Origin of the sequence: Phenylobacterium sp. (assembly GCF_030697925.1) — a bacterium.
GTDB lineage: Bacteria > Pseudomonadota > Alphaproteobacteria > Caulobacterales > Caulobacteraceae > Phenylobacterium.
Map to the genome: position 1 here is coordinate 20095 of NZ_JAUYOJ010000023.1, position 23902 is coordinate 43996.

General features: G+C 68.5%; 27 protein-coding genes. 12 read left to right on the forward strand and 15 right to left on the reverse strand.

What is annotated here, in order from left to right; translation table 11 throughout:
* The first annotated feature begins 22 nt into the window (after positions 1 to 22).
* The gene (locus Q8Q88_RS02565) at positions 23 to 1027 is read left to right on the forward strand and encodes a phosphotransferase (RefSeq protein ID WP_305673634.1); all 1005 of its coding nucleotides are present in this window, start codon (positions 23 to 25) and stop codon (positions 1025 to 1027) included.
* On the opposite strand, the gene Q8Q88_RS02570 is transcribed toward Q8Q88_RS02565, so the two are convergent.
* The 5 genes from Q8Q88_RS02570 to Q8Q88_RS02590 form a co-directional block, all read right to left on the reverse strand.
* Positions 1024 to 2703 (reverse strand): MFS transporter, encoded by a 1680-nt coding sequence (locus Q8Q88_RS02570; RefSeq protein ID WP_305673635.1) that lies wholly within the window; start codon positions 2701 to 2703, stop codon positions 1024 to 1026. The genes Q8Q88_RS02565 and Q8Q88_RS02570 overlap by 4 nt on opposite strands.
* A gap of 59 nt (positions 2704 to 2762) precedes the next feature.
* Positions 2763 to 5447 carry a PAS domain S-box protein gene (locus tag Q8Q88_RS02575; RefSeq protein WP_305673636.1) on the reverse strand — a complete coding sequence of 895 codons (2685 nt, stop codon included), beginning with the start codon at positions 5445 to 5447 and terminating at the stop codon, positions 2763 to 2765.
* A gap of 89 nt (positions 5448 to 5536) precedes the next feature.
* Positions 5537 to 6727, reverse strand: coding sequence for an acyl-CoA dehydrogenase (locus tag Q8Q88_RS02580; RefSeq protein WP_305673637.1), 1191 nt, complete (start codon positions 6725 to 6727; stop codon positions 5537 to 5539).
* Between the two features lie 44 nt (positions 6728 to 6771).
* Positions 6772 to 7560, reverse strand: coding sequence for an enoyl-CoA hydratase/isomerase family protein (locus Q8Q88_RS02585; RefSeq protein ID WP_305673638.1), 789 nt, complete (start codon positions 7558 to 7560; stop codon positions 6772 to 6774).
* 143 nt (positions 7561 to 7703) lie between these two features.
* Positions 7704 to 9794 carry a TonB-dependent siderophore receptor gene (locus Q8Q88_RS02590; protein ID WP_305673639.1) on the reverse strand — a complete coding sequence of 697 codons (2091 nt, stop codon included), beginning with the start codon at positions 9792 to 9794 and terminating at the stop codon, positions 7704 to 7706.
* Between the two features lie 267 nt (positions 9795 to 10061).
* Here Q8Q88_RS02590 and Q8Q88_RS02595 point away from each other — a divergent pair, with 267 nt between their 5' ends.
* Positions 10062 to 10253, forward strand: a complete 192-nt coding sequence (locus tag Q8Q88_RS02595) for a hypothetical protein (RefSeq protein ID WP_305673640.1) — start codon at positions 10062 to 10064, stop codon at positions 10251 to 10253.
* Here Q8Q88_RS02595 and cysQ read toward each other — a convergent pair.
* Together cysQ and Q8Q88_RS02605 are read right to left on the reverse strand one after the other, a co-directional pair.
* Positions 10250 to 11011 carry a 3'(2'),5'-bisphosphate nucleotidase CysQ gene (gene cysQ, locus Q8Q88_RS02600; RefSeq protein ID WP_305673641.1) on the reverse strand — a complete coding sequence of 254 codons (762 nt, stop codon included), beginning with the start codon at positions 11009 to 11011 and terminating at the stop codon, positions 10250 to 10252. The genes Q8Q88_RS02595 and cysQ overlap by 4 nt on opposite strands.
* On the reverse strand, positions 11008 to 11205 hold the full coding sequence (locus tag Q8Q88_RS02605) for a DUF3553 domain-containing protein (protein ID WP_254835523.1): 198 nt from the start codon (positions 11203 to 11205) through the stop codon (positions 11008 to 11010). Before Q8Q88_RS02605 ends, cysQ begins: the two co-directional genes overlap by 4 nt.
* A 69-nt stretch (positions 11206 to 11274) precedes the next feature.
* On the opposite strand from Q8Q88_RS02605, the gene chpT reads away from it, so the two are divergent.
* Both chpT and Q8Q88_RS02615 read left to right on the forward strand, forming a co-directional pair.
* The gene (gene chpT, locus Q8Q88_RS02610) at positions 11275 to 11943 is read left to right on the forward strand and encodes a histidine phosphotransferase ChpT (RefSeq protein WP_305673642.1); all 669 of its coding nucleotides are present in this window, start codon (positions 11275 to 11277) and stop codon (positions 11941 to 11943) included.
* A gap of 64 nt (positions 11944 to 12007) precedes the next feature.
* On the forward strand, positions 12008 to 12385 hold the full coding sequence (locus Q8Q88_RS02615; protein WP_305673643.1) for a VOC family protein: 378 nt from the start codon (positions 12008 to 12010) through the stop codon (positions 12383 to 12385).
* A 120-nt stretch (positions 12386 to 12505) separates the two neighbouring features.
* Here Q8Q88_RS02615 and Q8Q88_RS02620 read toward each other — a convergent pair whose 3' ends face one another.
* Both Q8Q88_RS02620 and Q8Q88_RS02625 read right to left on the reverse strand, forming a co-directional pair.
* Positions 12506 to 12934, reverse strand: a complete 429-nt coding sequence (locus tag Q8Q88_RS02620; protein ID WP_305673644.1) for a GNAT family N-acetyltransferase — start codon at positions 12932 to 12934, stop codon at positions 12506 to 12508.
* Positions 12935 to 13272: 338 nt separating this feature from the next.
* Positions 13273 to 14607 (reverse strand): amidohydrolase family protein, encoded by a 1335-nt coding sequence (locus tag Q8Q88_RS02625; RefSeq protein WP_305673645.1) that lies wholly within the window; start codon positions 14605 to 14607, stop codon positions 13273 to 13275.
* A 70-nt stretch (positions 14608 to 14677) separates the two neighbouring features.
* Here Q8Q88_RS02625 and Q8Q88_RS02630 point away from each other — a divergent pair, with 70 nt between their 5' ends.
* The 4 genes from Q8Q88_RS02630 to Q8Q88_RS02645 all read left to right on the forward strand — a co-directional run bounded on the left by Q8Q88_RS02630 (position 14678) and on the right by Q8Q88_RS02645 (position 17387).
* Positions 14678 to 15064: a VOC family protein gene (locus Q8Q88_RS02630; protein WP_305673646.1), complete on the forward strand. Its 387-nt coding sequence runs from the start codon at positions 14678 to 14680 to the stop codon at positions 15062 to 15064.
* 65 nt (positions 15065 to 15129) lie between these two features.
* A complete protein-coding gene (locus Q8Q88_RS02635; RefSeq protein ID WP_305673647.1) occupies positions 15130 to 16011 on the forward strand; it encodes a TauD/TfdA family dioxygenase in 882 nt (293 codons plus the stop codon).
* Positions 16012 to 16070: 59 nt separating this feature from the next.
* Positions 16071 to 16889: an SDR family NAD(P)-dependent oxidoreductase gene (locus tag Q8Q88_RS02640; protein WP_305673648.1), complete on the forward strand. Its 819-nt coding sequence runs from the start codon at positions 16071 to 16073 to the stop codon at positions 16887 to 16889.
* A 69-nt stretch (positions 16890 to 16958) separates the two neighbouring features.
* Positions 16959 to 17387 carry a nuclear transport factor 2 family protein gene (locus tag Q8Q88_RS02645; RefSeq protein ID WP_305673649.1) on the forward strand — a complete coding sequence of 143 codons (429 nt, stop codon included), beginning with the start codon at positions 16959 to 16961 and terminating at the stop codon, positions 17385 to 17387.
* Here Q8Q88_RS02645 and Q8Q88_RS02650 read toward each other — a convergent pair.
* A complete protein-coding gene (locus tag Q8Q88_RS02650; RefSeq protein ID WP_305673650.1) occupies positions 17384 to 18109 on the reverse strand; it encodes a glutathione S-transferase N-terminal domain-containing protein in 726 nt (241 codons plus the stop codon). The two genes, Q8Q88_RS02645 and Q8Q88_RS02650, sit on opposite strands and share 4 nt — an antisense overlap.
* A gap of 206 nt (positions 18110 to 18315) precedes the next feature.
* Here Q8Q88_RS02650 and Q8Q88_RS02655 point away from each other — a divergent pair, with 206 nt between their 5' ends.
* Positions 18316 to 18681 carry a PleD family two-component system response regulator gene (locus tag Q8Q88_RS02655; RefSeq protein ID WP_254835534.1) on the forward strand — a complete coding sequence of 122 codons (366 nt, stop codon included), beginning with the start codon at positions 18316 to 18318 and terminating at the stop codon, positions 18679 to 18681.
* Complete coding sequence (locus Q8Q88_RS02660) at positions 18678 to 19505, forward strand: protein-glutamate O-methyltransferase CheR (protein ID WP_305673651.1); 828 nt, start codon at positions 18678 to 18680, stop codon at positions 19503 to 19505. The genes Q8Q88_RS02655 and Q8Q88_RS02660 overlap by 4 nt, the downstream gene beginning before the upstream one ends.
* 79 nt (positions 19506 to 19584) lie before the next feature.
* On the opposite strand, the gene Q8Q88_RS02665 is transcribed toward Q8Q88_RS02660, so the two are convergent.
* Genes Q8Q88_RS02665 through Q8Q88_RS02680 form a run of 4 tightly spaced genes read right to left on the reverse strand, consistent with a single transcriptional unit; the run spans position 19585 to position 22293 of the window.
* The gene (locus tag Q8Q88_RS02665; RefSeq protein ID WP_305673652.1) at positions 19585 to 19722 is read right to left on the reverse strand and encodes an entericidin A/B family lipoprotein; all 138 of its coding nucleotides are present in this window, start codon (positions 19720 to 19722) and stop codon (positions 19585 to 19587) included.
* A 45-nt stretch (positions 19723 to 19767) separates the two neighbouring features.
* Positions 19768 to 21489, reverse strand: a complete 1722-nt coding sequence (locus Q8Q88_RS02670; protein WP_305673653.1) for a sensor histidine kinase — start codon at positions 21487 to 21489, stop codon at positions 19768 to 19770.
* A gap of 10 nt (positions 21490 to 21499) precedes the next feature.
* Complete coding sequence (locus tag Q8Q88_RS02675; protein ID WP_305673654.1) at positions 21500 to 22105, reverse strand: sigma-70 family RNA polymerase sigma factor; 606 nt, start codon at positions 22103 to 22105, stop codon at positions 21500 to 21502.
* Complete coding sequence (locus Q8Q88_RS02680; RefSeq protein WP_305673673.1) at positions 22105 to 22293, reverse strand: NepR family anti-sigma factor; 189 nt, start codon at positions 22291 to 22293, stop codon at positions 22105 to 22107. The genes Q8Q88_RS02675 and Q8Q88_RS02680 overlap by 1 nt, the downstream gene beginning before the upstream one ends.
* A 219-nt stretch (positions 22294 to 22512) precedes the next feature.
* On the opposite strand from Q8Q88_RS02680, the gene Q8Q88_RS02685 reads away from it, so the two are divergent.
* A complete protein-coding gene (locus Q8Q88_RS02685; RefSeq protein ID WP_305673655.1) occupies positions 22513 to 23310 on the forward strand; it encodes a response regulator in 798 nt (265 codons plus the stop codon).
* A 79-nt stretch (positions 23311 to 23389) separates the two neighbouring features.
* The gene (locus tag Q8Q88_RS02690; RefSeq protein ID WP_305673656.1) at positions 23390 to 23563 is read left to right on the forward strand and encodes a DUF1328 domain-containing protein; all 174 of its coding nucleotides are present in this window, start codon (positions 23390 to 23392) and stop codon (positions 23561 to 23563) included.
* Between the two features lie 66 nt (positions 23564 to 23629).
* Here the strand turns inward: Q8Q88_RS02690 and Q8Q88_RS02695 are convergent, their stop codons facing one another.
* Entirely contained in the window at positions 23630 to 23893 is a 264-nt protein-coding gene (locus Q8Q88_RS02695; RefSeq protein WP_305673657.1) for a hypothetical protein, read from the reverse strand.
* Between the last annotated feature and the right edge of the window lie 9 nt (positions 23894 to 23902).

Genomic DNA, 23902 nt, shown 5'->3' on the forward strand with positions numbered 1-23902 from the left:
GGCGGCTCATCTGGAGCCGTCCATGCCCATTCCCGAAGCCAAACGCCCCGCTGTTGACCGCGCCCTGAGCGCCGCCTTCGGGACGACCACGCTGGACACGGTCAGGCCGCTGACCGGCGGCCTGTCCGGCGCGTCGATCTACAGGATCCGGGTCGGCGGGATCGCCTATCTGTTGCGGATCGAGGGCGCCCGCGACGCCTTCCGCGATCCCGGTCGCTGGTACGTCTGCATGGGCGCGGCGGCCGCCGCCTTCCTGGCGCCGCGGGTGCGCTACGCCGACGCCGCCGACGGTGTGGCGATCATGGATTTCATCGAGGAGCAGTCCCTGGTCCTCGACTATCGGGGGACTCGCGCCGACCTGATCGTCGAGGCCGCCCAGACCATCCGCGCCCTGCACGAGACGCCGGCCTTCCCGCCGCTGGTCGACTACATGGACGGCATGGATGGGCTGATCGGGGCATTCCAGGCGAGCGGCCTGATCGCGCCGGCCGCCACTCGGGAGCTGTTCGACCGCTACGCCGTCCTACGGGCCGGCTACCGGACGGCCGAGGGCGACCGGGTCTCAAGCCACAACGACCTGAACCCGCGCAACATCCTCTATGACGGCGCGCGGCTTTGGCTGGTGGACTGGGAATCGTCGTTCCTGGCCGACCGCTATGTGGACCTGGCGACCCTGGCCAATGTGTTCGCCCACACGCCGGAGGAGGAGGCCCTGCTGGCGCGAACCTATTTCGGCGAGTCGCCGGACGCCCAGCGTCAGGCGCGGCTCTATCTGATGAGGCAGATCAACCAGGTCTTCTACGGGGTGATCATGCTGAACGGCGTCGCCGCCGAATGTCCCGACCTGCGCGAGACCAGTCTCGAGGCGCCGAGCCTGGCCGAGATCCACCAGGCGCTCGGGACTGGCGACTTCGTGCTGGAAACCTGGCGCGGTCGCCTGGCCTACGGCAAGGCGCGCCTGAATGCGGCCCTGGACGGCCTGCGCTCGGCGCGGTTCCCGGAAGCCTTGGCCTTGGTGGCCGGCTAGTCGTCCAGCGACCGTCCCTTGGTCTCCGGCAACAGGAAGAAGCAGGTCAGCACCGAGACCGCCGTGAAGGCGAAGGGATACCAGAGGCCCGAATAGATGTTCCCCGTCGCCGCCACGATGGCGAAGGCGGTGAACGGCACGAAGCCGCCGATCCAGCCCGTGCCGATGTGATAGGGCAGCGACATGGCCGTGTAGCGGATGCGGGTCGAGAACAGCTCCACAAGGCAGGCGGCGATCGGGCCGTAGAGCGCGGTGGCGGCGATCACGAAGACCAGCAGCACGCCAAAGGCGCCCGCCAGGTTCATCCGTTCCGGATCGGCCTCGGGCGGGTAGCCGGCCTGCACGAGGGCGGCCTTGATCCGGGTCTCTACTTCGGTCTTCGCCGTCTTGACGGCGGCGGCCGGCAGGCCGGCGGCCGAGGCGGACGGAACAGTGATCTCGCCGACCCGCACCACGGCGGGCGATCCGGCCGGGGCCGCCTCGGTCCGATATGAAACCCCGGCGTTGGCCAGGGAGCTCTTGGCGATATCGCACGAGGAGACGAAGACAGCCTTGCCCACCGGGTCGAACTGCAGCGAACAGTCGGCCGGGTCGGCGATCACCACCACCGGCCTGCGCACCTCGGCCTCGGCGAGCGCCGGATTGAGGGTCTGGGCTAGCAGGTGGAAGCCGGGGAAATAGGCCACGAGCATCAAGGTCATGCCGAACAGCATCACCGGCTTGCGCCCGACCTTGTCGGACATCCAGCCGAAGGCCACATAGCCGATAGCGCTGACCGCGGTCGCCGAGAGCATCAGCAGGTTGATGGTCTCGGGCGGGACCTTCAGGAATCGCTCCATGAAGGTCTGGGTGTAGAAGAAGGCGGTGTACCAGACCGCGCCCTGGGCCGACATGATGGCCACCAGCGCCAGCAGCACGATCTTCAGGTTGGACCAGCGTCCGAACGCCTCGGAGAAGGGCGCCTTGGATTGGGTCCCCTCAGCCTTCATCCTGGCGAAGGCCGGGCTCTCCCTCAGCTTCAGCCGCATCCAGATCGAGATGCCGAGCAGACCCGCCGAGAACAGGAACGGCACGCGCCAGCCCCAGGCGTCGAAGGCTTCCGGCCCGAACACCTTGCCGACGATCAGCCGCGTCGCCAGGATCACCACCAGGGCGCCAAGCAGGCCGAACGCCGCCGAGGTCTGGACCCAGCTCGTGGCCCGGCCGCGGCCGCCCGGGGGCGCATGCTCGGCCACATAGATCGCCGCCCCGCCGTACTCACCGCCCAGCGCGAAGCCCTGGATGATGCGCATCAGCACCAGCAGGCCCGGCGCAAGCAAGCCCACCTGGGCATAGGTCGGCAGGAGCCCGATGGCGACGGTCGCTCCGCCCATTAGGGCGACCGTGACCAGGAACGCGCCCTTGCGGCCAGTCAGGTCGCCGACCCGGCCGAACACCAGGGCGCCCAACGGCCGGAACAGGAAGCCGGCGCCGAACAGGGCGAGCGCTGCGACATAGCCGGCGGTTTCGCTGAGGCCGGAGAAGAAAGTCTTGGAGATGACCTGGATCAGACTGCCGAAGACGAAGAAGTCGTACCATTCGAAGGCCGTGCCCGCCGCCGAGGCGGCCACCACCGTCTTCAGCGAGGCGGGCTTCTTTGCCGCCGTGTCCGTCGTCTCCGCGGCGACTTCCGCCATGCTTCTCTCCCCCGTCACAGGGCGAAACCTCTAACGCGGCGAGCGGGCGCGGGAAAGGCCTAGGCCGCCGCCTCATCCGCGAGGTCGCCGCCGAGCCGCGATATCTCGGCCAGCAGGGCTCCGGGGGAGATGGGCTTGCCGACCACTCCGTCCATGCCGGCCTCCAGATAGGACTGGCGCTGGTGGGAGAGGACGTTGGCGGTGAGCGCCACGATCGGCGTCGCCGCCGTCGGGCCGCCCAGGGCGCGAATGCGGCGGCAGGCCTCCAGGCCGTCGATGCCGGGCATCTGGACGTCCATCAGGATCAGGTCGAACCCGCCGCGGGCGGCGGCCTCGACGCCCAACAGGCCGTCGGCGGCGGTCTCGACCACCGCGCCCAGGTTTTCCAGCAGCTTGGTCACGATCATCCGGTTGGTGGGGTTGTCCTCCACCACCAGAACCTTCAGGCCCTCAAGATGGGGCTCACTGGCTTCGATGGCCGCGGCGACCGGATCGGCGGCCGGGGCGGCCACCTCCAGCCAGAAGATCGAGCCGACGCCCTCGGTCGAGGCGAAGCCCACCCCGCCGCCCAGCATCTCGGCCAGACGCTGGGTGATGGCGAGGCCCAGTCCAGAGCCGCCGAACTTGCGGGTGGTCGAGGCGTCGCCTTGATCGAAGCGCTGGAAGATACGCGGCTGCACGGCTTCGGGGATGCCCACCCCGGTGTCGGCCACTTCCAGGCGCAGCAGCGGCTCGACCGGGCCGGGCTTTAGCCAGGCGCGGATCGTGACCTGGCCCGTGAGGGTGAACTTCACCGCGTTGCCGATCAGGTTGAACAGCGTCTGGCGCACGCGCACCGGATCGGTGCGCACCCAGCCGAGGTCGGCGGGGATATCCACGTTCAGTGTCAGGCCCTTGGCTTCCGCCTGCGGCCGCAGCAGGCGCGCGACGCCCTCGATCAGGGCGCGCGGGTCGGCCGGTTCGCAGGCCAACTCCAGCCGGCCGGCCTCGATCTTCGAGAAGTCGATCACGTCGTTGAGCAGTTCGGCCAGCATCTGGCCGCAGGACAGCGCCTCCTCCAGCATCTTGCGACCGTCCGGCGACAGGCCTTCGGATTTCAGCAGGTGCAAGACGCCCATGACGCCGTTCATCGGCGTGCGGATCTCGTGGCTCATATTGGCCAGGAACGCGGCCTTGGCCTCGCCGGCCGCCTGGGCGGCGTACTGGGCGTCGACCAGGGCCAGCTCCTGACGCTTGCGGGCGTCGAAGTCCTGGATCATGCCGACGCCCTTGAGCGCGCGTCCCTTACTGTCGTGTTTCAGTCGATGGAAGATCCGCGTCCAGCGCACGGCGCCTTCCCGGCCGATCACGCGGGCCTCGATGATATTGCCGCCGACCTGGGGTTCCCTGCGGATCTTCTGGAAGGACTGGCGCACGTGGTCCACGTCGTCCGGATGGAAGCGGGGGAATTTCAGCTGCTGGGCGGATTCGTAGTCGCCGGGGTCGCCGCCCAGCAGCCGGCGGTATTCGGGCGAGACCCAGACGGTCTTGTTGCGGTGGTCAATCTCATAGACCCCGGCGTCGGCCGCCTCGAGGGCCAGCTTGAGCCGGTTGGCGTTCTCCTGGGCCTCGGTGCGAGCCTCGGCCAGGGCGGAGATGTCATCCACGTAGCAGACGATGCCCTGGACCGCATCCTTGGCGTCGCGCCAGGGCCGGGCCTCCCAGCGCACCCAGTGCTTGGTCCCCTGGCTGTCGGTGAAGCGATCCTCCTTGGCCCGGACCACCTCTCCGGCCAGGGCGCGGACCTGGGCGTCCAGCAGACGCTTCGGCGCGGTGGGGAAGACATCCTTCAGGGTGCGGCCGATGTGGTCGCGCTGGTCCAGCTTGAAGGCCTGCCGCCAGGTGTTGGAGATGACCATGTAACGGAGCTGCCGGTCGAACATCGCCACCGCGAAGGGGGCGTTCTCGATCAGCTGGTGGATCTGCTGCTGGCCGCGCAGGGCCCCATCGCGGGCCTTGGCCAGCTCGGTGATGTTCTGGGAGACGCCGACCAGGGCGAAGGCGCCGCCGGGCCGCGGCTCGGTATGGAAGGTGGCGCGCCAGGAGGTCCAGCGGCTGTTGCGGCCGCGCAGCCGGTGTTCGAAGGTCCGTCCCTGGCCCTTGACCGTGCCGGCGATGAAGATCGCCTTGACGCGCTCGGCCTCGTCGGGATGCAGCAGGGCTTCGAACTGGCCGCTGTCGGCGATCTCCTCCGGCGCATAGCCGGTGACCGAGAGGATGTCCTCGGACCAGGTGATCGTGTCGTTCTCGGGCTCGAAGACCCAGCTGCCGATGCCGGCGGTGACCGACAGCAGGACCTGGGTGCGGTGGGCCATGGCCAGCTCATCGGCGCGCTGTCGCGCCTCGGTCACGTCCAGCGCCACGCCGATGACGCGGCCATCCGATCTCAGCTCCGCGCGGCCGTCGAACCAGCGGAATCCGCTGTCCCTGGTGTGCAGCCGCAACAGGCTCGCGCTGGTCCCGCCCTCGGCCAGCCGCGCGAGAAGCGCATCGAAGTCGTCGAGGTCGTCACGGTGGACGATGTCGCGGACGCCACGCCCGCTGATCTCCGCCTGTGTCCAGCCGGTGGCGCGCTCGAAGGCGGGGTTGACCTGCTCGACCTCGCCATCCTGGCCGATGACGAACATCACCTCGCGGCTGTTGTCGAACAGCCACTGAGCCATGTCGCCCGTGCTTGCCGCGCCGACCTGCTGCGGTCTGGGCATCGCCCCATTCCCCCGAATTCAGGGGGAGCCTAGACCGGCGGCGGTAAACGCAACGTTTGAGGCGTGGTCGTTGAACGCAGAAGTTGCGACTAGAACGCGTTCTCGCCGGTGATCGCGCGCCCGAGGATCAAGGCGTGGACGTCGTGGGCGCCTTCGTAGGTGTTGACGGTCTCCAGGTTCGCGGCGTGGCGCATCACGTGATAGTCGCCCGAAATCCCGTTGCCGCCGTGGATGTCGCGGGCCTCGCGGGCGATGGCGAGCGCCTTGCCGCAGTTGTTGCGCTTCATCAGGCTGATGGCCTCCGGCACCCAGGCGCCCTGGTCGAGCAGGCGGCCCAGGGCCAGGGCCCCTTCGAAGCCCAGCGCGATCTCGGTCTGCATGTCGGCCAGCTTCTTCTGCACCAGCTGGCGGGCGGCGAGCGGCTTGCCGAACACCTTGCGGGTCAGGGTGTAGTCGCGGCTGGCGTGCAGGCAGAATTCCGCCGCGCCCATGGCGCCCCAGGAGATGCCGTAGCGGGCCTTGTTGAGGCAGGAGAACGGCCCGCGCAGGCCGCTGACCCCCGGCATCATCATGTCCTCCGGCACGAAGACGTCGCTGAGCGAGATCTCCCCGGTCACCGAGGCGCGCAGGGAGAGCTTGTTGAGGATCTTCGGCGTTTCCAGCCCCTTGGAGCCGCGATCCACCAGGAAGCCGCGGATCACCCCGTCCAGCTTGGCCCAGACCAGGCAGACATCGGCGATCGGGGCGTTGGTGATCCACATCTTGGCGCCGTTGAGCACGTAGCCGCCGTCGGTCTTCTTCGCCACCGTGCGCATGGAGGCGGGGTCAGAGCCGCCGTCGGCCTCGGTCAGGCCGAAGCAGCCGACGATCTCGCCGCGCGCCATGCCCGGCAGGTACTTCATCTTCTGCTCTTCCGAGCCGAAGGCGTAGATCGGGTACATGACCAGCGAGGACTGCACGCTCATGGCCGAGCGGTAGCCGCTGTCGACCGCCTCGATCTCGCGGGCGATCAGGCCATAGGCCACGTGGCTGACCCCGGCGCCGCCGTATTTCTCCGGCAGGGTCGCGCCCAGGAAGCCCATGGCGCCCATCTCGGTCATGATCTCGCGGTCGAACCGCTCGTCGGCATAGGCCGAGACCACCCGGGGCAACAGTTTCTCGCGGGCGTAGGATCGCGCCGCGTCCCAGACCATGCGCTCCTCCTCGGTGAGGCGCGCGGCGAGGTCCAGCGGGTCTTCCCAATCGAAGGTCTTCTGGGTGTCTGCGGCGTCCAGGGCCATGGCGCATCTCCTTGAAGGAAGTTCGCGCGCCTTATGACGCCATTTTACGTGCCCGTGTAGACGCCTTTGCGCTTCTCGCGGAACGAGGCCAGCGACTCCTCGGCGTCATTGGGAGATCGGCGGGAGAATCCGAGGCCGACGGACTCATATTTCAGGGCCTCTTCCAGTCCCGCCTCGTGGCTGTGCCGCAGGACCCGTTTGGAGGATCGGATGGCCAGGGGCGGCCACTGGGCCATCTGCTCGCCATAGGCCACGGCGGCCTCGACCAGGTCTCCCTCGACCAACCGATTGAGCAGGCCCAGCGACAGGGCTTCCTGCGCCTCCACCATGCGGCTGGTGAAGATCAGGTCGGCGGCGGCGGCGTAGCCGACGATGCGCGGCAGGAACCAGGAGAGGCCGGAGTCGGGCGAGAGGTTGCGCTCGGCGAAGGTGGTCTTGAACCGCGCGCCGGGCCCGCCGATGCGGACGTCGCAGGCAAGCGCCGCGCTCATCCCGGCCCCGGCGCACACCCCATTGATCGCCCCGATCAGCGGCTTGTCGAAGTCGTGGAACAGCCGCGCCCAGCGGCCCACCCAGCCCATGTCGTCCAGCCGGTCGTTCTGCGAGGTCCCGGCCGGCGGCAGGGGTCCGGTGAGATCGGCGCCCGAACAGAAGCCCCGCCCCGCCCCGGTCATGACCAGCACCCGCGCCCCGTCGTCCTCGCGTGCTTCGGCGAAGGCCGCGTGCACGTCGCGCCGCAGGTCGGCGGAGATGGCGTTCAGCTTTTCAGGGCGGTTGAGGGTGAGCAAGCCGACCTGGCCGCGCGTCTCGTAGGTGATGGTCTCGTAGGCCACGTGCGCCCTCCAGCTTTGCGCAAGTCTCGCCCATCGGTCCCTGGATGCAAGCCGCCTGAACGAAAACGCCCCGCCGGCTGAGCCGGGCGGGGCGCTACGAGGGCCGATCCCGAAGGGGGAGGGCGGACCGGTTCCCTGTGGTCTTAGAATCTCGCGGTCAGCGAGGCCCGCACCATGCGCGGCGCGCCCGGCATGATGTTGTCGTTGCCATGCGAGGTCGGATAATAGGTCTCGTCCAGCAGGTTCTCGACGTTCACCTGGACCTTCAGGTTCTCGGTGAGGTCGTAGAAGACGGCCGCGTCGACCCGGGTGAAGCCGGGCAGCACCACCGCGTTGTCGATGGCGGCGAACATCTTGTCCTGGTGGATCAGGCCGACGCCCAGCCCGAGGGCCGGCGTCACTCGGAACTTGTTCCAGAGGGACAGGGTGTGTTTCGGGGTCAGGGGAACTCGCCGGCCGGCCGGCGCCGCGGTGGTGGCGCTGGTGATCTCCGCCTCCTGCCAGGCATAGCCGCCGACGATCTCCCAGACCTCGTTGATCCGGCCGTTCACGCCGAGTTCGAAGCCGTTGGTGCGCTGGCTGCCGGTCTGCACGGTCAGCGCCGGATTGTTAGGGTCGCGCGCTGTGGTGTTGTCCCGGTCGAGTTGGTAGGCGGCGGCTGTCAGGATCAGGTCGGGGAGCAGGTTCCACTTCAGCCCGACCTCGTAGTTCTCGAACGCCTCCGGCTCCAGGGTCCTGGAGGTCGCGGTCAGGGAGGCGAACTGGTCGCCCGAACTTGGCAGGAACGACTTGGAATAGCTCGCATAGAGCGAGACGGCCTCGATCGGCTTGTAGACCAGGCCCAGGCGCGGCGAGACCATGTCGTCGGTGCGGCTCAGCTGGTCGCCGTTGCGGTGGTTTTCGAACTCGAGGTCGAAGCTGTCATAGCGCAGCCCGGCGATGATCTGGAACTGGGGCGAGAGCTCGATCTGGTCCTGGATGTAGACAGCGGCCACCTTGGCGGTGACGTGGTTGTCAGCGTCCGACGCGCTCTGGCGGAAGACGATATTGGCGCCCGAGATGGTGGGGTTGGCGAACGGGACCAGGATCGAGGTCGCCGTGCCGTTGAAATAGGCCGTGTTGCGGAAGTTGTCGGTCTCCTGGACCCCGAACTCGGCGCCGAACAGGACCGTGTGGCGGATGGAGCCGGTCTGGGCCTTCCACACGAAATCCGTCTGGTTGAACAGGTTTTCCCGCTCGGTGGGGCTGTTGTAGCCCGAGATCGAGACCTGGGTTCCGGCGGCGTTCACCGCGCCCGGCAGGATGTTCTGGTAGAACTTGTCGTAGGCGGCGAACACCGTGTTGTTGCGGACGGTCAGGGTCTCGGAGATCTCGTACTCGACGGTCGCATTGAGCGCGTCGACCTTGGCCGTGGCGAAGCTGAGGTCCGGGGCCCCGAAGAAGGTCTCGACCGGTGCGAGCGACGGACGGCCCCGGAACGAGGGGATTCCGCGGTCGACCACCCGATCGTCCTCGAAGTGCTCATAGGCGATCCGCACGGCCAGCCGGTCGTTGGGCAGGAAGGTGAGGGTGGGGGCGACGCCCCAGCGCTCGAGCGAGACGTGGTCGCGGAAGCTGCCGGAGTCCTCATAGAGCACGTTCAGGCGGCCGGCGAGTTGCTCGCTCAGCGGCTGGTTCAGGTCGGCGGTGACCCGCTTGTGGTCGTGGGAGCCGATCTCCAGCCTGACCTCGCGCAGGGGGTCCCAACCGGCCTGTTTGGTGACCCGGTTGATCACCCCGCCGCCGCCGCCGCGGCCGAAGATCATGGCGTTGGGGCCCTTCAGGACCTCCACCCGCTGGGCGTTGTAGATGTCGCGATAGTACTGGACGTCGTCGCGTACGCCATCGACGTAGAAGTCGGCGGTGCTGGCGTTTCCCCGGATGGTCGGAGCGTCGCGGTGACCCTCGCCCTGACCCATGGTGACGCCGGGAACGTAGCGCACGACATCGGCCATGCTCTGCATCGCCTGATCGCGCATCAGTTCCTCTGTGATCACGGTCACCGCTTGGGGGACGTCGCGCAGGGGCGTGTCGGTCTTGGTGGCCGTTGAGGTCTGCTTGGCGTCATAGGCGTCACGGCGGCCAGTCACGGTGACGCCGGAGATTTCCGCGGCGGCCATGGTGAGCATGGCCCCGTCGGCGACCTCGGCGTGGCCGAGCTGGGGAGCCAGCGCCATCGCGGCGACACTCGCCATAAGCCATCCGCTCTGAGCGCGCGCACCCGCTCTCCGTCGAAACTCCACAGCCAAACCCCTCAATTCAGATGCAAATGAAACTGCGAGGCGGTCTTAGTTAGGCCTGATGGTTTTGGCAATGAGAATCGTTCTTAACTAGTCGTGGCAGAGGCGCCCGGCGAACGATTTGCAGCCTCTAAGGTTCGGCGAGAGTCGGCCGACGCAACAAACCCGCCGCTCGCATGTTCCATGATCGAGAACCCGGCCGCCGGCCGGCAGAGAACACCGATGATCAGCGCCCATCCATTCGACATCCTGCGGCCGTTCCTCTGGCTGTTCGCCATTGGGTTCGCTGTCGGCTTCGTCGGCTACGTGTTGCTCGGCGGCGGCGCCCAGGCCCTGACGCCGGCTGATAAGGCCGCCGAAGCCTCCACGGTCGAGGTGCTCTCGCTCGCCCGCGATCAGTCCCGCGAGATCTAGCCGCCCTTGGCGACGAACCAGCCGTTGCGGAAGCCCTCGAGGGCCTTGCCATAGTGGAAGGTCTCGCCCTCCGGCGTGGTCACGACCCCGCCCGCGGCCTCCAGCACCGCGTGACCGGCGGCCACGTCCCATTCCATGGTCGGTCCGTGGCGCGGATAGATGTCGGCCGCGCCCTCGGCGATCCGGCAGAACTTGATCGAGGAATCCATCGGTTCGCGCAGGTCGAAGCCGTATTGGCGGGCGAGCTTGGCGGCGGTCTCCTCGCCCATGGTGTGGCTGACCAGGGCGACGGCCGCGCCCGTGGGCCAGGGTCGCACGCTCACCGGCTGGGCGGGGCCGCCGGCCTGGCGCTTCATCGCCTTGCCGTCCGCCGTGAACCAGGTCTCGTTGGTGGCAGGGGCGCAGACCGCGCCAGCCACCGGGCGGCCATGCTCGATCAGCCCGATATTGACCGTGAAGTTGGGGTCGCCGCGCACGAAGGCCTTGGTGCCGTCCACCGGGTCGACCAGGAAGAACCGCGGCCCGATGGCGTCGGGGGCGCCGAACTCGCTGGCGTCCTCCTCGGAGATCACCGGCGTGTCGGGATAGAGCGCGGTCAGCCGCGCGACGATCAGGGCCTCGCCCTGGCGGTCGGCTTCGGTGACAGGGCTCTCGTCGGCCTTGGAGAAGACGGTCAGGCCCGATTTCCAGAGCGGCAGGATGAGGGCGGCGGCCTCTTCGCAGATGTCGGCCAGGGCCGCGCCGAGATCGTTGCTCATCGGGCCTCGCGCGGATCGTCGCCGACGAAGACCAGGGTGATGACGGTCGAGTCGATCACCTGCTTGCCCATGTTCTCGAAATTCACTGTCACCTTGGCTCCCGCCACCGACTGCACCTGCCCCAGGCCCCAGTCGTCCAGGGTCGGGTGCCTCACCAGCACGCCGGGCTCCAGGAAGGGATCGGGACCGCTCATGGCCGCGTTCTGTAGAGCGCCCGCCCGGTTTGCCAAAGGGCCAAATCAGACCAAGTTCGGGTTCTCATGATGGACGTCGACACTCCCGCCCCCGCCGAACCCAAGGCCCCGCCGAAAACAGCCGAGGTGGCCGCCTACCTCGCCGCGCGCATGTGTCACGACTTCATAAGTCCGGCCAGCGCCATCGTTTCGGGGCTCGACCTGCTGGACGATCCCAGCGCCCAGGACATGAAGGAAGAGGCCATGGGCCTCATCCAGGGCTCGGCGCGCAAGCTCGCCGACCTGCTGTCCTTCAGCCGCGTGGCCTTCGGCGCGTCGGCCTCGGCCGAGACCTTCGACGCGCGCGAACTGGCCAAGCTGGCGGGCGGGCTGTTCCATCACATGCGCGCCGAACTGGACTGGCAGGTGGAGCCGCCGGCGGTGAACAAGCCCGCCGCCCGCACCCTGCTGAACCTCGCCCAGATGGCCGGCGCGGCCCTGCCGACCGGCGGTGTCGCCCGCATCCGTGCGGTGGCGGAGGGCGCGGGTATGGCGATCGCCGTCGAGGCTGTCGGCCCCAAGGCGCGACTGCGGCCGGAGGTCCTGCGAGGCCTGCAGGGCGAGGGCCCGGGCGAGGGCCTGCACGGCCACTGGGTCCAGGCCTATTACGTCCACCTGTTCGTCGGCGACGCCGGCGGACGGATCTTCGCCGACGTGACCGAGGAGAAGGTCACCTTCGCCGCCACGATCCCGGGCTGACCTTGCGGCGCTCCGGCGCCGCGCCCAACTAGGGCTCAGGCTTCGCCGCAAAGGACGTCCGCCAATGTTCGACCATCTCTCCGTGGGCGTCCGCGACCTCACCGCGGCGCGCGCCTTCTACGACGCCTTCTTCGCCCCGCTGGGCTGCGCCAACGCCTGGGCCGCCGAGAACGAGCTGGCCTACGGGCCCGGCGGCGCGACCCGCGACTTCTGGCTCTATCCGGTGGAGGGCGAGCGGGTCGCCGGCCTTGGAACCCACATCGCCTTCACCGCCGATAGCCGCCTGGCGGTGGATGAAGCCTACGCCGCGGCGATCGCGGCCGGCGCGACCTCGGTGCGCGCCGCCGGCCTGCACCCCGACATCGGCCCTGACTATTACGGCTGCGTCCTGCTCGATCCCGATGGCAACAAGCTGGAGATCGTCGCCGGGACGATGCACTGAGGCTGTCGGGACCCGGCGTCCGCCCTCGGGCCGTGGCTGACCTTCGGAATGTCGGCTATCAGGTTGGGCTGACGAAGATGCAGCGCCGTCGGCCGAGCGGGAGACAGCGCACACCGGTGATCAGGGCGCGTCGAATGCAGGATGGAAGCTTGCGTCCCCCTCTGCGGGAGGCCCCTTCAGAACGAGGCGCTGGAAGTACGGATTGGGTTGGCCCTGATAGGTGAGCGTGGGGTCGCTCAAGAAACCGAAGCGGCGGTAATAGGCCGGACGCCCCAGAAGAACGCATCCTGCGCCCATCAATTCTCTCAGGCGATCCAATCCGTCCGCGATCAATGCGCTACCGACGCCTTGGCGTTGCATCCGTGGCGCGACCGAGACGGGCCCGAGCCCGTACCAGTCGCTGGGCTGGTCGTTGATACGAACAGGGGAGAAGGCGATATGGCCAACCAACTCGCCCTCAGCGGTTATCGCGACAAGGGAGAGGCTCAAGGCCCCGGCTTCACGCAGCGCGTCGATGACGCGGGCCTCGTCGCCGGCGCTGAACGGCATGGGCGCGAACGCCGCCGTCGTGACTCGGCTAATGTCGCTCGCGTCGCAGGGACGCTCGGGTCCAATTCGCAGGCGCTCGGAATCGTGTGGTGGGATCGTGTTCACGAGGAATCTTTCAACGGACGTGACGCAGCAATGCGACCGCAGTTTGCGCGGTCCGCGGTGGAGGCTGGCGACGCCGCGCGGAGCACGGCGTCAGGGTCACGCAATCGTTGACATGCGAGAACGCTACGGAGTTGCCGTTCGCGGGTCAACGGCGGGCTTCTGAAGAGGCCGTAGAAGCCAAAGGCCGCTCACCACCTGGGCGGACCATGCATTTCCGCCGCCGGCGCTCGTCGCTAGTTCGGCGGAAACGCTTGGCGCTGTCCGGCGAGCCGGTGGACCACGCCATGGCGCATGACGAAGGTCGGGCGTTCCAGCTCGGTGACGTCCTCCAGCGGGCTCGTGGCGACAGCCACGATGTCGGCGTCCTTGCCGGGCTCCAGGGTCCCGAGCGTGGCCGAACGGTCCAGCAGTTCGGCGGCTGTCACGGTCGCCGACTTGATCGCCTCGGCGGGGGTCATGCCGACGCTGACCATCAGGGCGAACTCCTTGCCGTTGTCGCCATGCGAGGAGACGCCGGTGTCGGTGCCGAAGGCGATCTTCACCCCCGAGGCGATGGCGCGGCGGTGGTTGTCCATGGCGGCGCGACCGGCGATCTCGGCCTTTTCCAGCGTCGCCTTGGAGCGGGCGCCGGCGCGCGCCTGAGAAAGCGCGGCCTGCGGCGCCAGCATGGTCGGGACGAAATAGGCCCCGGTCTTCTTGAACAGGGCGTCGGTCTCCCTGGTCCCGAAGGTCCCGTGCTCGACGGAGTCCACCCCGGCGTTGAGCGCCGCGATGATGCCGTCGGTCCCGTGGGCGTGGGCGGCGACCTTGCGGTTGAACATGTGGGCGGTGTCGACGATCGCTTTCATCTCGTCGTCGAACATCTGGCGGCCCAGGCCGCCGGCGATGTTGGAATTGACCCCGCCGGTGGCGGTGAACTTGATGACCTCGGCCCCCTGGCCGATCTGCGAGCGCACGGCCCGGCGGCAGTCCTCGGGCCCGTTGCAGACGTTCTCGGCTCGGGCCCGGGCGATCTCGGCCAGGTCGCGGTTCAGGTTGTTGGAGCCGTCCGCATGGCCCGCGGTGATGGCGATGGCGCGCCCGGCCGGCACGATTGTGGGGCCGGCCAGCAGGCCGCCATTGATCCCGTCGCGCAGGGCCGTGACGCCGCGCACGTCGCTCCCCAGGTCGCGGACGGTGGTGAAGCCGGCCTCCAGGGTGCGGCGGGCGTTGTCGATCCCGATCACCAGATTGTCCTCGATGTCGCGGTTCGCGCCTTCGATTCGCGCGCGCAGCTTATCGTCGTCGTTGAAGATGTGGACGTGCATGTCGATCAAGCCGGGCAGGACGAACTGGTCCTTCAGGTCGATCAGGGTCGCCCCGGCCTCGGGGGCCACGAAGCCGTCGCGGACCGACTCCACCTTGCCGGCGCGGATCACCAGGGTGGAGGGCCCCCGCGGCGCCTGGCCCGGCCGGTCCAGCAGGGCGCCGGCGTGGATCACCGTCACCTTGGGCGTCTGGGCCGCAACGCCGGTCGCGGCGGCCAGGCCAAGGACGATCGCCGAGATACCGGCCGACAGACGATGCATGAGAACTCCCCCAAAACGCCGGCGCACTCTAGCCTGGGCCTCCCCGCCGTCCAGCCGTGGAGTCGACCCCGTGTCCCAGCAGATCAGCCTCACCGCCCTGGTGGTCGCCGACTATGACGAGGCCATCGCCTTCTATGTGGAGAAGCTGGGCTTTAAGCTCACCTCCGACGTCCCCCAGGGCGACGGCAAGCGTTGGGTGGTGGTCACCCCGCCGGGCTCGGCCTGCGGCCTGCTGCTGGCCAGGGCGGTCACCGACGCCCAGGCCGCGCGGATCGGCGACCAGACCGGCGGCCGGGTGGGCCTGTTCCTCAGCACCGACGACTTCGCCCGCGACCACGCCGCCATGACCGCGGCCGGCGTGGTGTTCTTGGAGGCGCCACGCCACGAACCCTACGCCACGGTGGCGGTGTTCCAGGATCTCTACGGCAACCGATGGGATTTACTGCAGCCGGCCTGAGCGCTTCTCGCTGGCTTCGGGCGCCGTTGCGATGTTTCATTCGCCGTCAGCACTCGGAGGTCCCCATGGCCGGTCTCAAGATCCGCAAACTCGCCGGCGCGCTCGGCGCCGAGCTTACCGGTGTCGACCTGTCGAAGGACCTGTCGGACGCTGTCGTCGCCGAGATCCGGCAGGCCTTCGTCACCCACCAGGTGATCTTCTTTCGCGACCAGGCGCTGACGCCGGAGCGGCAGCTCGCCTTCGGCCGCCGGTTCGGGCCACTGAACATCCACCCCTATGTGGCCGGGATGGACGCCCATCCGGAGGTGATGGAGATCGTCAAGGAGCCGGAGGACCGGGTCAATTTCGGTGGCGGCTGGCACTCCGACATGAGCTTCCTGGAGCACCCCTCCATCGGCTCGATCCTCTATGCGGTGGAGCTGCCGTCCTTCGGCGGCGACACCCTGTTCGCCAGTCAGGCGGCGGCCTATGACGCCCTGTCGCCGGGGCTGAAGAAGACCCTGGAGACCTTGAACGCCGTCCATTCCGCCGGCCGGGAATATTCCGCCCAGGGCCACTCGGCCCAGTCGCGCAAGACCATGAAGGTGGTGGAGGCCGAGGGCGCGGTGGGCGAGTTCGTCCATCCAGTGGTCAAGGTCCACCCCGAGACCGGCCGCAAGGCGCTCTATGTCAATCCGGCCTTCACCATGCGGATCGAGGGCTGGAGTCGCCGGGAGAGCAAGGCCCTGCTGGACTTCCTGTTCGAGCATTCCCGCTATGAGGCCTTCACCTGCCGGTTCGCCTGGGCGCCCGGCTCGGTGGCCTTCTGGGACAACCGCTCGGTCTGGCATTTCGCGCTCAACGACTATCCCGGCGAGCGGCGCCATATGCGCCGGGTGACGGTCGACGCCTGGCCGTCGGAGGTGGCCAGGAGCTCGGCCGCGCAGGTTTCCGAACCCGCCGAATAGGCGGGTTCCAGTTCGTTTTCCAATTTAAAAACAAAGACTTTCATCAGGGAGAATTTCAAATGAGCGAAGCCCGCATCAATCCGAACGGCAGGCTGAAGGGCAAGGTGGCCCTGGTCACCGGCGCCAGCCGCGGCATCGGCGAATCCATCGCCGCGCGCCTGGCCATGGAGGGCGCCAGCGTTGTGGTCTCGGCCCGCACAGCCTCGGACGGCGAGAGCCGCCTGCCCGGCACCCTGGCCGACACGGTGGACCGCATCAACAAGGCCGGCGGCAAGGCCGCCTTCGTCAAGGCCGACCTGGCCCAGGCGATCGAGCGCGAGCGCCTGGTCGAGGAGGCCGAGGCCACGTTTGGGCCCATCGACATCCTGATCAACAACGCCGCCATCACCTATTTCATCCCGGTCGAGGAGTTCCCGGAGAAGCGCTTCAAGCTGATGATGGAGGTGCAGGTCTATGCGCCCTTCCACCTGGCCCAGCTGGTGCTGCCGGGCATGAAGGCCCGCAAGCAGGGCTGGATCGTCAACATCTCCTCGCCGGCCGGCATCCATCCGAAACAGCCCTATCGCGGCGGGCGCGGCGGCACGGTCTACGGCATGTGCAAGGCCGCGCTGGAGCGCTTCACCACGGGCCTGGCGTCCGAGGTCTATGAGGACGGGATCGCGGTCAATGTGGTCTCGCCGGGCCTGGTCGACACCCCCGGCGTGGCCGTGCACGGCCTGATCAACGAGGCCACCAAGGACAGGGTCCAGCCCATCGAGTTCATCTCGGAAGCGGTCTACCGCCTGGCCTCCGGCGATCCCAAGACCATGACCGGCCGGGTCGAATACGCCGAGCCGTTCCTCAAGGAGCTGGGCGTCAAGCCGGCCGAACTGGTCTGACCCTAGAAACCTGACAGCGGCGCGCATGGGGGATCGCTAGGAAGGCCTGTGCTTTCCCGGAGGTTTCCCATGCGCCACCTGCTGACCGCGGCCCTGTTCGCGCCGCTGCTGATCGCCGCCGCGCCCACGCCCGACATGGATGTCAGGTCCGCCGCCAAGGCCTTCGACCAGGCCCAGCTCACCGGCGACAAGGCGGCGCTGGAACGGTTCCTGGCTCGGGACTTCATCATCGTCCGAGGCTCGGGCAAGCCGGCGGGCCGCGACGACTTCATCGCCGGGTGGCTGACGCCGGGCGTGACGTTCGAGCCCCTGACCATCCTCGACCCGGTCTTCGTGGCGCTTGGCCCGCAGGCCGCCATCGTCGGCGGGCGGGTGGAGCTGCGCGGGACCGAGAACGGCAAGCCGTTCGTCGAGCGGTTCCACTACTCCGACGTCTTCGCCTGGCGCGACGGCCGCTGGCAGGTGGTCTTCGTCCAGGTGACCCCGACTAAGCCCTAGGCTGCCGGCGCGGGCCGGGCGCGCTGGTTGTAGAGCATCTTACGGATGGCCGCCTGCTCCTCGGGGGTCAGGGTCGCAGGATCGATCGAAGGGCCGGCGGTGACCGCCATGCCGCGCTGCACGGCGGGCCGGGCGGCCATCTCGTCGAACCAGCGCTTGAAGTACTTGAACTCCGCCATGTCGATGCCCTGCTGCTCCCAGCCGGCGGTCCACGGATAGCTGATCATGTCGGCGATCGAATAGTCATCGCCGGCGATATAGGGCCGGTCATAGAGGCGGTTGTTCAGCACCCCGTAGAGCCGATGGGTCTCGTCGTTGAACCGGCGCTGGGCGTAGGATTGGTCGCCGGCGCTCTCCGGCGCCCGGCTGAAATGGCCGCGCTCGCCGAACTTCGGGCCCTGGTTGGCCATCTGCCAGATCACCCACTGGGTGATCTCGTAGCGGCTGCGCAGGTCGTGGCCCAGGAAGCGGCCGGCCTTCTCGGCCAGGTACAGCATGATCGCCCCGGACTCGAAGATGGCGATCGGCGGACCGCCGTCGGCGGGCGCGCGGTCGACGATGGCGGGCATGCGGTTGTTGGGGCTGATCTTCAGGAAGTCGTCGGTGAACTGGTCGCCGGCGCCGATGCGGACGGGGACGATCTCGTAGGGGAGCGCCAGTTCCTCCAGCAGGATGGTCACCTTCTTGCCATTGGGGGTCGGCCAGTAATGGACGTCGATCATCGCGGGCCTCTCGAGATTTTGGCGGGCAGGTTCGAGACCCTAGCGGCGAGGCGTCGGGCTTCAAGCCGACAAAAACTGAAAGACGGGCCCGCAAAGTCTTGGAACCGCGGAGCGCCGGCGCGCACCGCAGTGCGAAATAATCTCGCGGCCATACCGCTCCTTAACCACCGGCGGAGCACAAGAAACGCAGGGGAAGGAGCATCCCGTTGAAGACCTGCCTAGTCGTCGACGACAGCCGGGTGATCCGCAAGGTCGCCCGCCGCATCCTGGAGGACATCGGCTTCGAGATCGCCGAGGCCGCCGACGGGATGGAGGCGCTCGCCTGGTGCCGGGCGGCCATGCCCGACGCTGTCCTGCTGGATTGGAACATGCCGCAGATGACCGGCATCGATTTCCTGCGCCACCTGCGGCTCGAGCCGGGCGGCAAGGCCCCGGTCGTGGTGTTCTGCACGGTCGAGAACGACCTGGCCCGCATCCGTGAGGCGCTCGACTGCGGCGCCGACGAATACATCATGAAGCCCTTCGACGGCGACATCATCGCCGCCAAGTTCGCCGAGGTGGGGCTGGTATGAGGCCGGAAGACCGCGAGCTTGTGGCCCAACTCTGTGCGGCGCGCGCCGGGCTTCGGGTCGATCCCGAAAAGTCCTATCTGATCGAGAGCCGTCTGGCGCCCGTGGCGCGCCGGGAGGGCTTCGGCTCGATCCCCGATCTGCTGACCGCCCTGCGGACCAAGCGCGAGGACCGGCTGGCCTGGGCCATCGTCGAGGCCATGACCCAGTCGGAGACCGCCTTTTTCCGCGACCGTGCGCCGTTTTCGCTGTTCCGCGAAGAGGTGCTGCCGACCCTGGCGCGCGTGCGCGACGGCGAACCCATCCGCATCTGGTCGGCCGCCTGCGGCTCGGGTCAGGAAGTCTATTCCCTGGCCATGGTCGTCGAGGACGAACGGGCCGAGATGCCCGGGATCAAGGTCGAGCTGTTCGGCTCCGACCTCTGCGAACGCCAGCTCGAAAAGGCCCAGAGTGGCCTCTACACCCAATTCGAGGTGCAGCGCGGCCTGCCGATCCGCCAGCTCGTGCGCCACTTCGAGAAGGTCGACGACATGTGGGCCCTTTCGCCGCGAGTCCGCCAGATGGTGCGCTGGCGGCGGATCAACCTGGTGGCCGACCTGTCGACCGCCGGTCGCTTCGACGTGATCTTCTGCCGCTATGTGCTGTGCGACCTGGTCGAACCGATGAAGGCTCGCCTGCTGGAGAACCTGGCCCGAGCGCTGAGCCCCGAGGGCTTCCTGTTCCTGGGCGAGGGCGAGACCGCCACGGGCTTCGAGGACGCCTTCCAGCCGGTGGCCGGCCGGCCGGGCCTATTCGCCCGCAACCCCGCCTTCCGCGTCGCGGCCTAGGGTCCGGACACTCGGCCCCAACCAAAAAAAGACCCCGCCGCGGCGGGGCCTTCCGTAGATGCTTGAGTCAGGTTCTCGCCTAGCGCTTGGCGTCTTCGGCCGTGTCGCTGACGGCTTCGCCGGCGGCCTTCACGTCCTGGCCGGCGCCGGACACGGTGTTGCAGGCGCTGATGGTGAGGCTCGCGGCCATAACGGCCAGGATGGCGAACATACGCATTGGGTGTCTCCAGGAATGGTTGGAAATCTCGCGCACACCTAACGGCTAAGCCGCGGCCTGGTTCCCGTTGGCGGGGGCCGGTTTCGGCTGTGCGTCGGCCGAGGGCGTCGGGAAGATCAGCCGCGCGGTGATCCCGCCCTTGTCGTTGCGCACCAGCTCGGAGCGGCCGCGAAGCTGGCGGCCGAAGGCGGTCATCAGGGTGCGTCCGACGCCCGAGGAGACCAGGGCGTCGTCGGGCGCCGCGCCGTCGTCGCAGATCTCCAACTCGGCTTCCTCGCCATGGACGCGGAAATTGACGCTGAGCGTGCCGCCGCGGCCGGCGAAGGCGTGCTTCTGGGCGTTGGTGATGGCCTCGACCGCGAACAGGGCCAGCGGCGCCAGGCGGTCGGGATCGATCACCAGGGCGTCCACATGAATCTCGGTCTGGACATGGGCTCCGCGGATGGCGTCGGCCGAGACCAGCTGGGCGGTCAGCTCCTCCAGGAAGGTGCGCAGGTCCACGCGCTTCAGGTCCGGGCCCTGGTAGAGGGCGCGGTAGATCAGGGCGAGCGCGGTGATCCGCTGGCGCGTGTCGGACATGGCCGCCCGCGCGGCGGGGTCGGCCAGGGCCCGCTGCTGCATGTTCAACAGGGACGAGATGACCTGCAGGTTGTTCTTCACCCGGTGGTGGATCTCGCGCATCAGCGCGTCCTTCTGGGCGAGGCTGTCGCGGAGGGAGGCGTCGCGGCCGACAATGGCGTCGGCCATGTCCTCCAGAGTCTCGGCCAGGTCGCGGATCTCCGGCGGCATCTGTTCGGCCTGGATCGGCCGCACGCTGAGCCGGCCCCGCGCGTAGAGGGCGGCGATCCGCTGCAGGTAGGCGATCCAGCGGGTGACCACGCGCTCGGTCACCACCGAGACGGCCGTCAGGGCCAGGATGAAGGTCAGGATCGGGAAGGCCACGCCGGTCAGCGGGTTCAAGGTCGCCCAGGAGAAGATCCCGCCCGAGCGCGCCGAGAGGATCACATAGAGCTCGTCGCCCACCAGCGGGGCGGCGGAGAACACTCGGCGCTCGCCCCGCAGGTCCTTGGCGTACCAGACCAGCGAGCCCTTGTTCTGCGCCTCCGTGCGCCAGTCCGAGGGGAGGTCCGGGAAGGCCTCCTTGTCCGTGGCGTTGATGAAACGCCCTTCGCCGTCGGCCAGGGCGACCTCGGCCTGCTCGGGCAGGGAGCGGTCGGCGGTGCGCGGGGCCAGGCTCTCCAGGGAGATCACCGCCACGAAGGCGCCGTCGAAACCCACGCGGGCGTCCCTCGCCGGCACCGCCGCCAGCAGGGCCGGAACGCGGGCGTATTCGGCGCCGGGATCGCGGGTGATGACCAGGTTGTCGCCGGCCGCCGTTCGCTTGAACCATTCCCGTCCGGCGCGGCCCGGATCGGCGGGCACGTCGCCGGCGGCGCAGGCCACCCGGCCGCGCCGATCGAAGCGGATCAGGTTGAAATAGCCCGGGATCCGGCTCGTCACCAGGTTCAGGCGGGTGGCGCAGTTCAGGCCCACCGAACCCGGCGCCAGGGTCTGGAGCAGGATGTCGGCGGCTTCCATCCGCGCGCGGGCCGTGGCGGCGCTGCGTTCGGCGGAGGCCGCCAGCTCCTCGCGCAGCTGATCGGCGTCATGGCGGAAGGCGATCGCCGACTGGATCACGCCCAGGATGAGAACCGGCAACAGGGCGGCCGCCAAAGCCGCCGTTAGCCGGACCCTGATCGTTGACAGCGAACCCCAGGGCGAATGCATCGTCCTCTTTCTAGCGAACGGTGCTGAGACGCTCCGCGTCCGCCAGGATGGATCGCATGGCGTCGCCGGCCGCCCCGCCGTCGCGCTCATATGAGCCGTCGTCGAGGATGACGTGCAAGGCCTTACGTGCGCGGCTGACGCGGCTCTTCACCGTGCCCACGGCGCAGCCGCAGATCTCGGCGGCCTCCTCGTAGGCGAAGCCGCCGGCGCCGACCAGGATCAGGGCCTCGCGCTGTTCGGCGGGGAGCTGGGCCAGGCTGAGCCGCAATTCGTCGAGGGCTACCGGGGCCTCGGGATCGTCCACGGCCACCAGGGTCCGTTCGGCGGCCTCCTGGTCGAGTTGGGTCTGACGCCACGAGCGGCGCTTCTCCGAATAGAACTGGTTGCGCAGGATCATGAAGGTCCAGGCCTTCATGTTGGTGCCCATCTGGAAGCTGGCGCGGGCGTCCCACGCCTTCATCATGGCGTCCTGCGCCAGGTCGTCGGCCCCGGCCGGCTCGCCCGCCAGGGTGCGCGCGAAGGCCCGTAGGTGGGGAATGAGCTGGACAAGCTCGCGCTTGAACGCCTCGTCGTCCGCAGGCGTGCGGGGGGGACGGTCGGCTCTATCTTCCGCCATCAGCCCTTCTCCGCAGACGTCTTGTCAGCCCTGCGGAGAATCTCGAGGAACTCGTCGGGGACAGGTTCGCTGACCACTTCGTCGAACATTTGACGCAGGCGCACGCCGATCGCCTGCTGACGCAGGCGGGCTTCGTCCAGAGCGGCTGACGCCCTGCGTCGTTCCTCTGTGGGTCGCTGTTCTATCATGTCGTCGGCGCTCGGCTTTCGCGGAGCCCGCCCCCTCGGTGCCTCTTCGTCGCCGCTCAACGTCCCATTCCGATCCGGGTTCCATGCGTGCGCCTTAAGATGCAGAAAACCACGTTCCGAGGGAACCGGTTCCCAAAGGCCACGTTTAGGCGCCTATGATGGGCGTCGGGGTTATGGCCCCGTGCGCTCGCATGGATTTCTTACGGGAGGGGTATTGCCTTGAGTCTTCTTGCCCGACTGGCGCCGCATCTGCCCTATGTGCGCCGCTATGCGCGCGCGCTTACCGGAGATCAGACCACCGGTGATCACTACGTCCGTGTCGCGCTGGAAGCGCTGGCCGCGGGCGAACGCGTCCTGGAATCGAACCTGACCCCCCGCGTCGCGCTCTACCACGTCTTCCACGCCATCTGGCTGTCCACCGGAGCCCAGCTCGAGGCCCCGGCCGACGCCGCGGAGGGGGCCGACGACGCCAGCCGCCGCCTGATGCGCATCGCGCCGCGTTCGCGCCAGGCCTTCCTGCTCACCGCGCTGGAGGGCTTCACCCCGTCGGAGGCCGCCCAGATCCTGGGCGCCGATTTCGCCGAGGTCGAGCGGCTGATCGGCGAAGCCCAGGCCGAGATCGACGCCGAGCTGGCCACCGAGGTGTTGATCATCGAGGACGAGCCGGTCATCGCGGCCGACATCGAGGCCCTGGTCACCGAACTGGGTCATACGGTTGTCGACATCGCCGCCACCCGCACCGAGGCGGTGGACGCCATCAACCGACGCACGCCGGGCCTGGTGCTCGCCGACATCCAGCTCGCCGATGGTTCGTCGGGCATCGACGCGGTGAAGGACATCCTGGCCCGTTTCGACGTCCCGGTGATCTTCATCACCGCCTTCCCCGAACGGTTGCTGACCGGGGAGCGGCCTGAACCGACCTTCCTGATCACCAAGCCGTTCCAGCCCGAAACCGTGAAGGCCGCCATCGGCCAGGCCCTGTTCTTCCACCCGAGGAACACCCGTAAGGCCGCCTAGGAACACGACGCATCCGTGGGCGTTCAACTGATCTCGCCGCGCCCCGCCGGGCGCGGCGTCTTCATTTCGGGAGTTCGCCATGCTGGGCTGGTCGCTGGTCTTCGCCGTTCTCGCCATCGTGGCGGGCTTCCTTGGATTCGTGGGGCTGGCCGGGCTCGCCGCCACCATCGCCAAGATCCTGTTCGTGGTCTTCCTGGTCCTGCTGATCGCCAGCTTCGTGCTGCGGGCCGTGCGCGGCCAGTCGGTGCTCTGAGGCGATCCCGCACCCAAACGAAAACGGCCGCCCGAGGGTGGCCGTTTCCATGTCCGGGGTGAGGGGTCAGCGACCGGGCGTGGGGGTGGTCTGCAGGGCCGCCGGCGCGGGCTCTCCCATGTCGAAGGCCTTGGCGTCGGTCGGCTGGCGCGCGTTGTGGGGCGCGGTCGAGGCCAGGTCGTCCGCCCGCCAGCTCCAGGCGCCGAACAGGGCAAGCGCCGCGAGCGCCGTGGAGACGACGAGCACCCAGAACATGTGGACGCCCAGCCGTCCCTGCCGCGCGCGCGTCGCGCCGAGGCCGGTGCGGGAGAATCGGGAAATGGTGGCCATGCAATGGTC

Bases quoted from the DNA above. Each gene is read 5' to 3' on its own strand.
- Q8Q88_RS02565 (WP_305673634.1), top strand. From the start codon at position 23: ATGCCCATTCCCGAAGCCAAACGCCCCGCTGTTGACCGCGCCCTGAGC.
- Q8Q88_RS02570 (WP_305673635.1), bottom strand. From the start codon at position 2,703: ATGGCGGAAGTCGCCGCGGAGACGACGGACACGGCGGCAAAGAAGCCC.
- Q8Q88_RS02575 (WP_305673636.1), bottom strand. From the start codon at position 5,447: ATGCCCAGACCGCAGCAGGTCGGCGCGGCAAGCACGGGCGACATGGCT.
- Q8Q88_RS02580 (WP_305673637.1), bottom strand. From the start codon at position 6,727: ATGGCCCTGGACGCCGCAGACACCCAGAAGACCTTCGATTGGGAAGAC.
- Q8Q88_RS02590 (WP_305673639.1), bottom strand. From the start codon at position 9,794: ATGGCGAGTGTCGCCGCGATGGCGCTGGCTCCCCAGCTCGGCCACGCC.
- Q8Q88_RS02595 (WP_305673640.1), top strand. From the start codon at position 10,062: ATGATCAGCGCCCATCCATTCGACATCCTGCGGCCGTTCCTCTGGCTG.
- cysQ (WP_305673641.1), bottom strand. From the start codon at position 11,011: ATGAGCAACGATCTCGGCGCGGCCCTGGCCGACATCTGCGAAGAGGCC.
- Q8Q88_RS02605 (WP_254835523.1), bottom strand. From the start codon at position 11,205: ATGAGCGGTCCCGATCCCTTCCTGGAGCCCGGCGTGCTGGTGAGGCAC.
- chpT (WP_305673642.1), top strand. From the start codon at position 11,275: ATGGACGTCGACACTCCCGCCCCCGCCGAACCCAAGGCCCCGCCGAAA.
- Q8Q88_RS02615 (WP_305673643.1), top strand. From the start codon at position 12,008: ATGTTCGACCATCTCTCCGTGGGCGTCCGCGACCTCACCGCGGCGCGC.
- Q8Q88_RS02620 (WP_305673644.1), bottom strand. From the start codon at position 12,934: ATGCCGTTCAGCGCCGGCGACGAGGCCCGCGTCATCGACGCGCTGCGT.
- Q8Q88_RS02625 (WP_305673645.1), bottom strand. From the start codon at position 14,607: ATGCATCGTCTGTCGGCCGGTATCTCGGCGATCGTCCTTGGCCTGGCC.
- Q8Q88_RS02635 (WP_305673647.1), top strand. From the start codon at position 15,130: ATGGCCGGTCTCAAGATCCGCAAACTCGCCGGCGCGCTCGGCGCCGAG.
- Q8Q88_RS02640 (WP_305673648.1), top strand. From the start codon at position 16,071: ATGAGCGAAGCCCGCATCAATCCGAACGGCAGGCTGAAGGGCAAGGTG.
- Q8Q88_RS02645 (WP_305673649.1), top strand. From the start codon at position 16,959: ATGCGCCACCTGCTGACCGCGGCCCTGTTCGCGCCGCTGCTGATCGCC.
- Q8Q88_RS02650 (WP_305673650.1), bottom strand. From the start codon at position 18,109: ATGATCGACGTCCATTACTGGCCGACCCCCAATGGCAAGAAGGTGACC.
- Q8Q88_RS02660 (WP_305673651.1), top strand. From the start codon at position 18,678: ATGAGGCCGGAAGACCGCGAGCTTGTGGCCCAACTCTGTGCGGCGCGC.
- Q8Q88_RS02665 (WP_305673652.1), bottom strand. From the start codon at position 19,722: ATGCGTATGTTCGCCATCCTGGCCGTTATGGCCGCGAGCCTCACCATC.
- Q8Q88_RS02670 (WP_305673653.1), bottom strand. From the start codon at position 21,489: ATGCATTCGCCCTGGGGTTCGCTGTCAACGATCAGGGTCCGGCTAACG.
- Q8Q88_RS02675 (WP_305673654.1), bottom strand. From the start codon at position 22,105: ATGGCGGAAGATAGAGCCGACCGTCCCCCCCGCACGCCTGCGGACGAC.
- Q8Q88_RS02680 (WP_305673673.1), bottom strand. From the start codon at position 22,293: ATGATAGAACAGCGACCCACAGAGGAACGACGCAGGGCGTCAGCCGCT.
- Q8Q88_RS02690 (WP_305673656.1), top strand. From the start codon at position 23,390: ATGCTGGGCTGGTCGCTGGTCTTCGCCGTTCTCGCCATCGTGGCGGGC.
- Q8Q88_RS02695 (WP_305673657.1), bottom strand. From the start codon at position 23,893: ATGGCCACCATTTCCCGATTCTCCCGCACCGGCCTCGGCGCGACGCGC.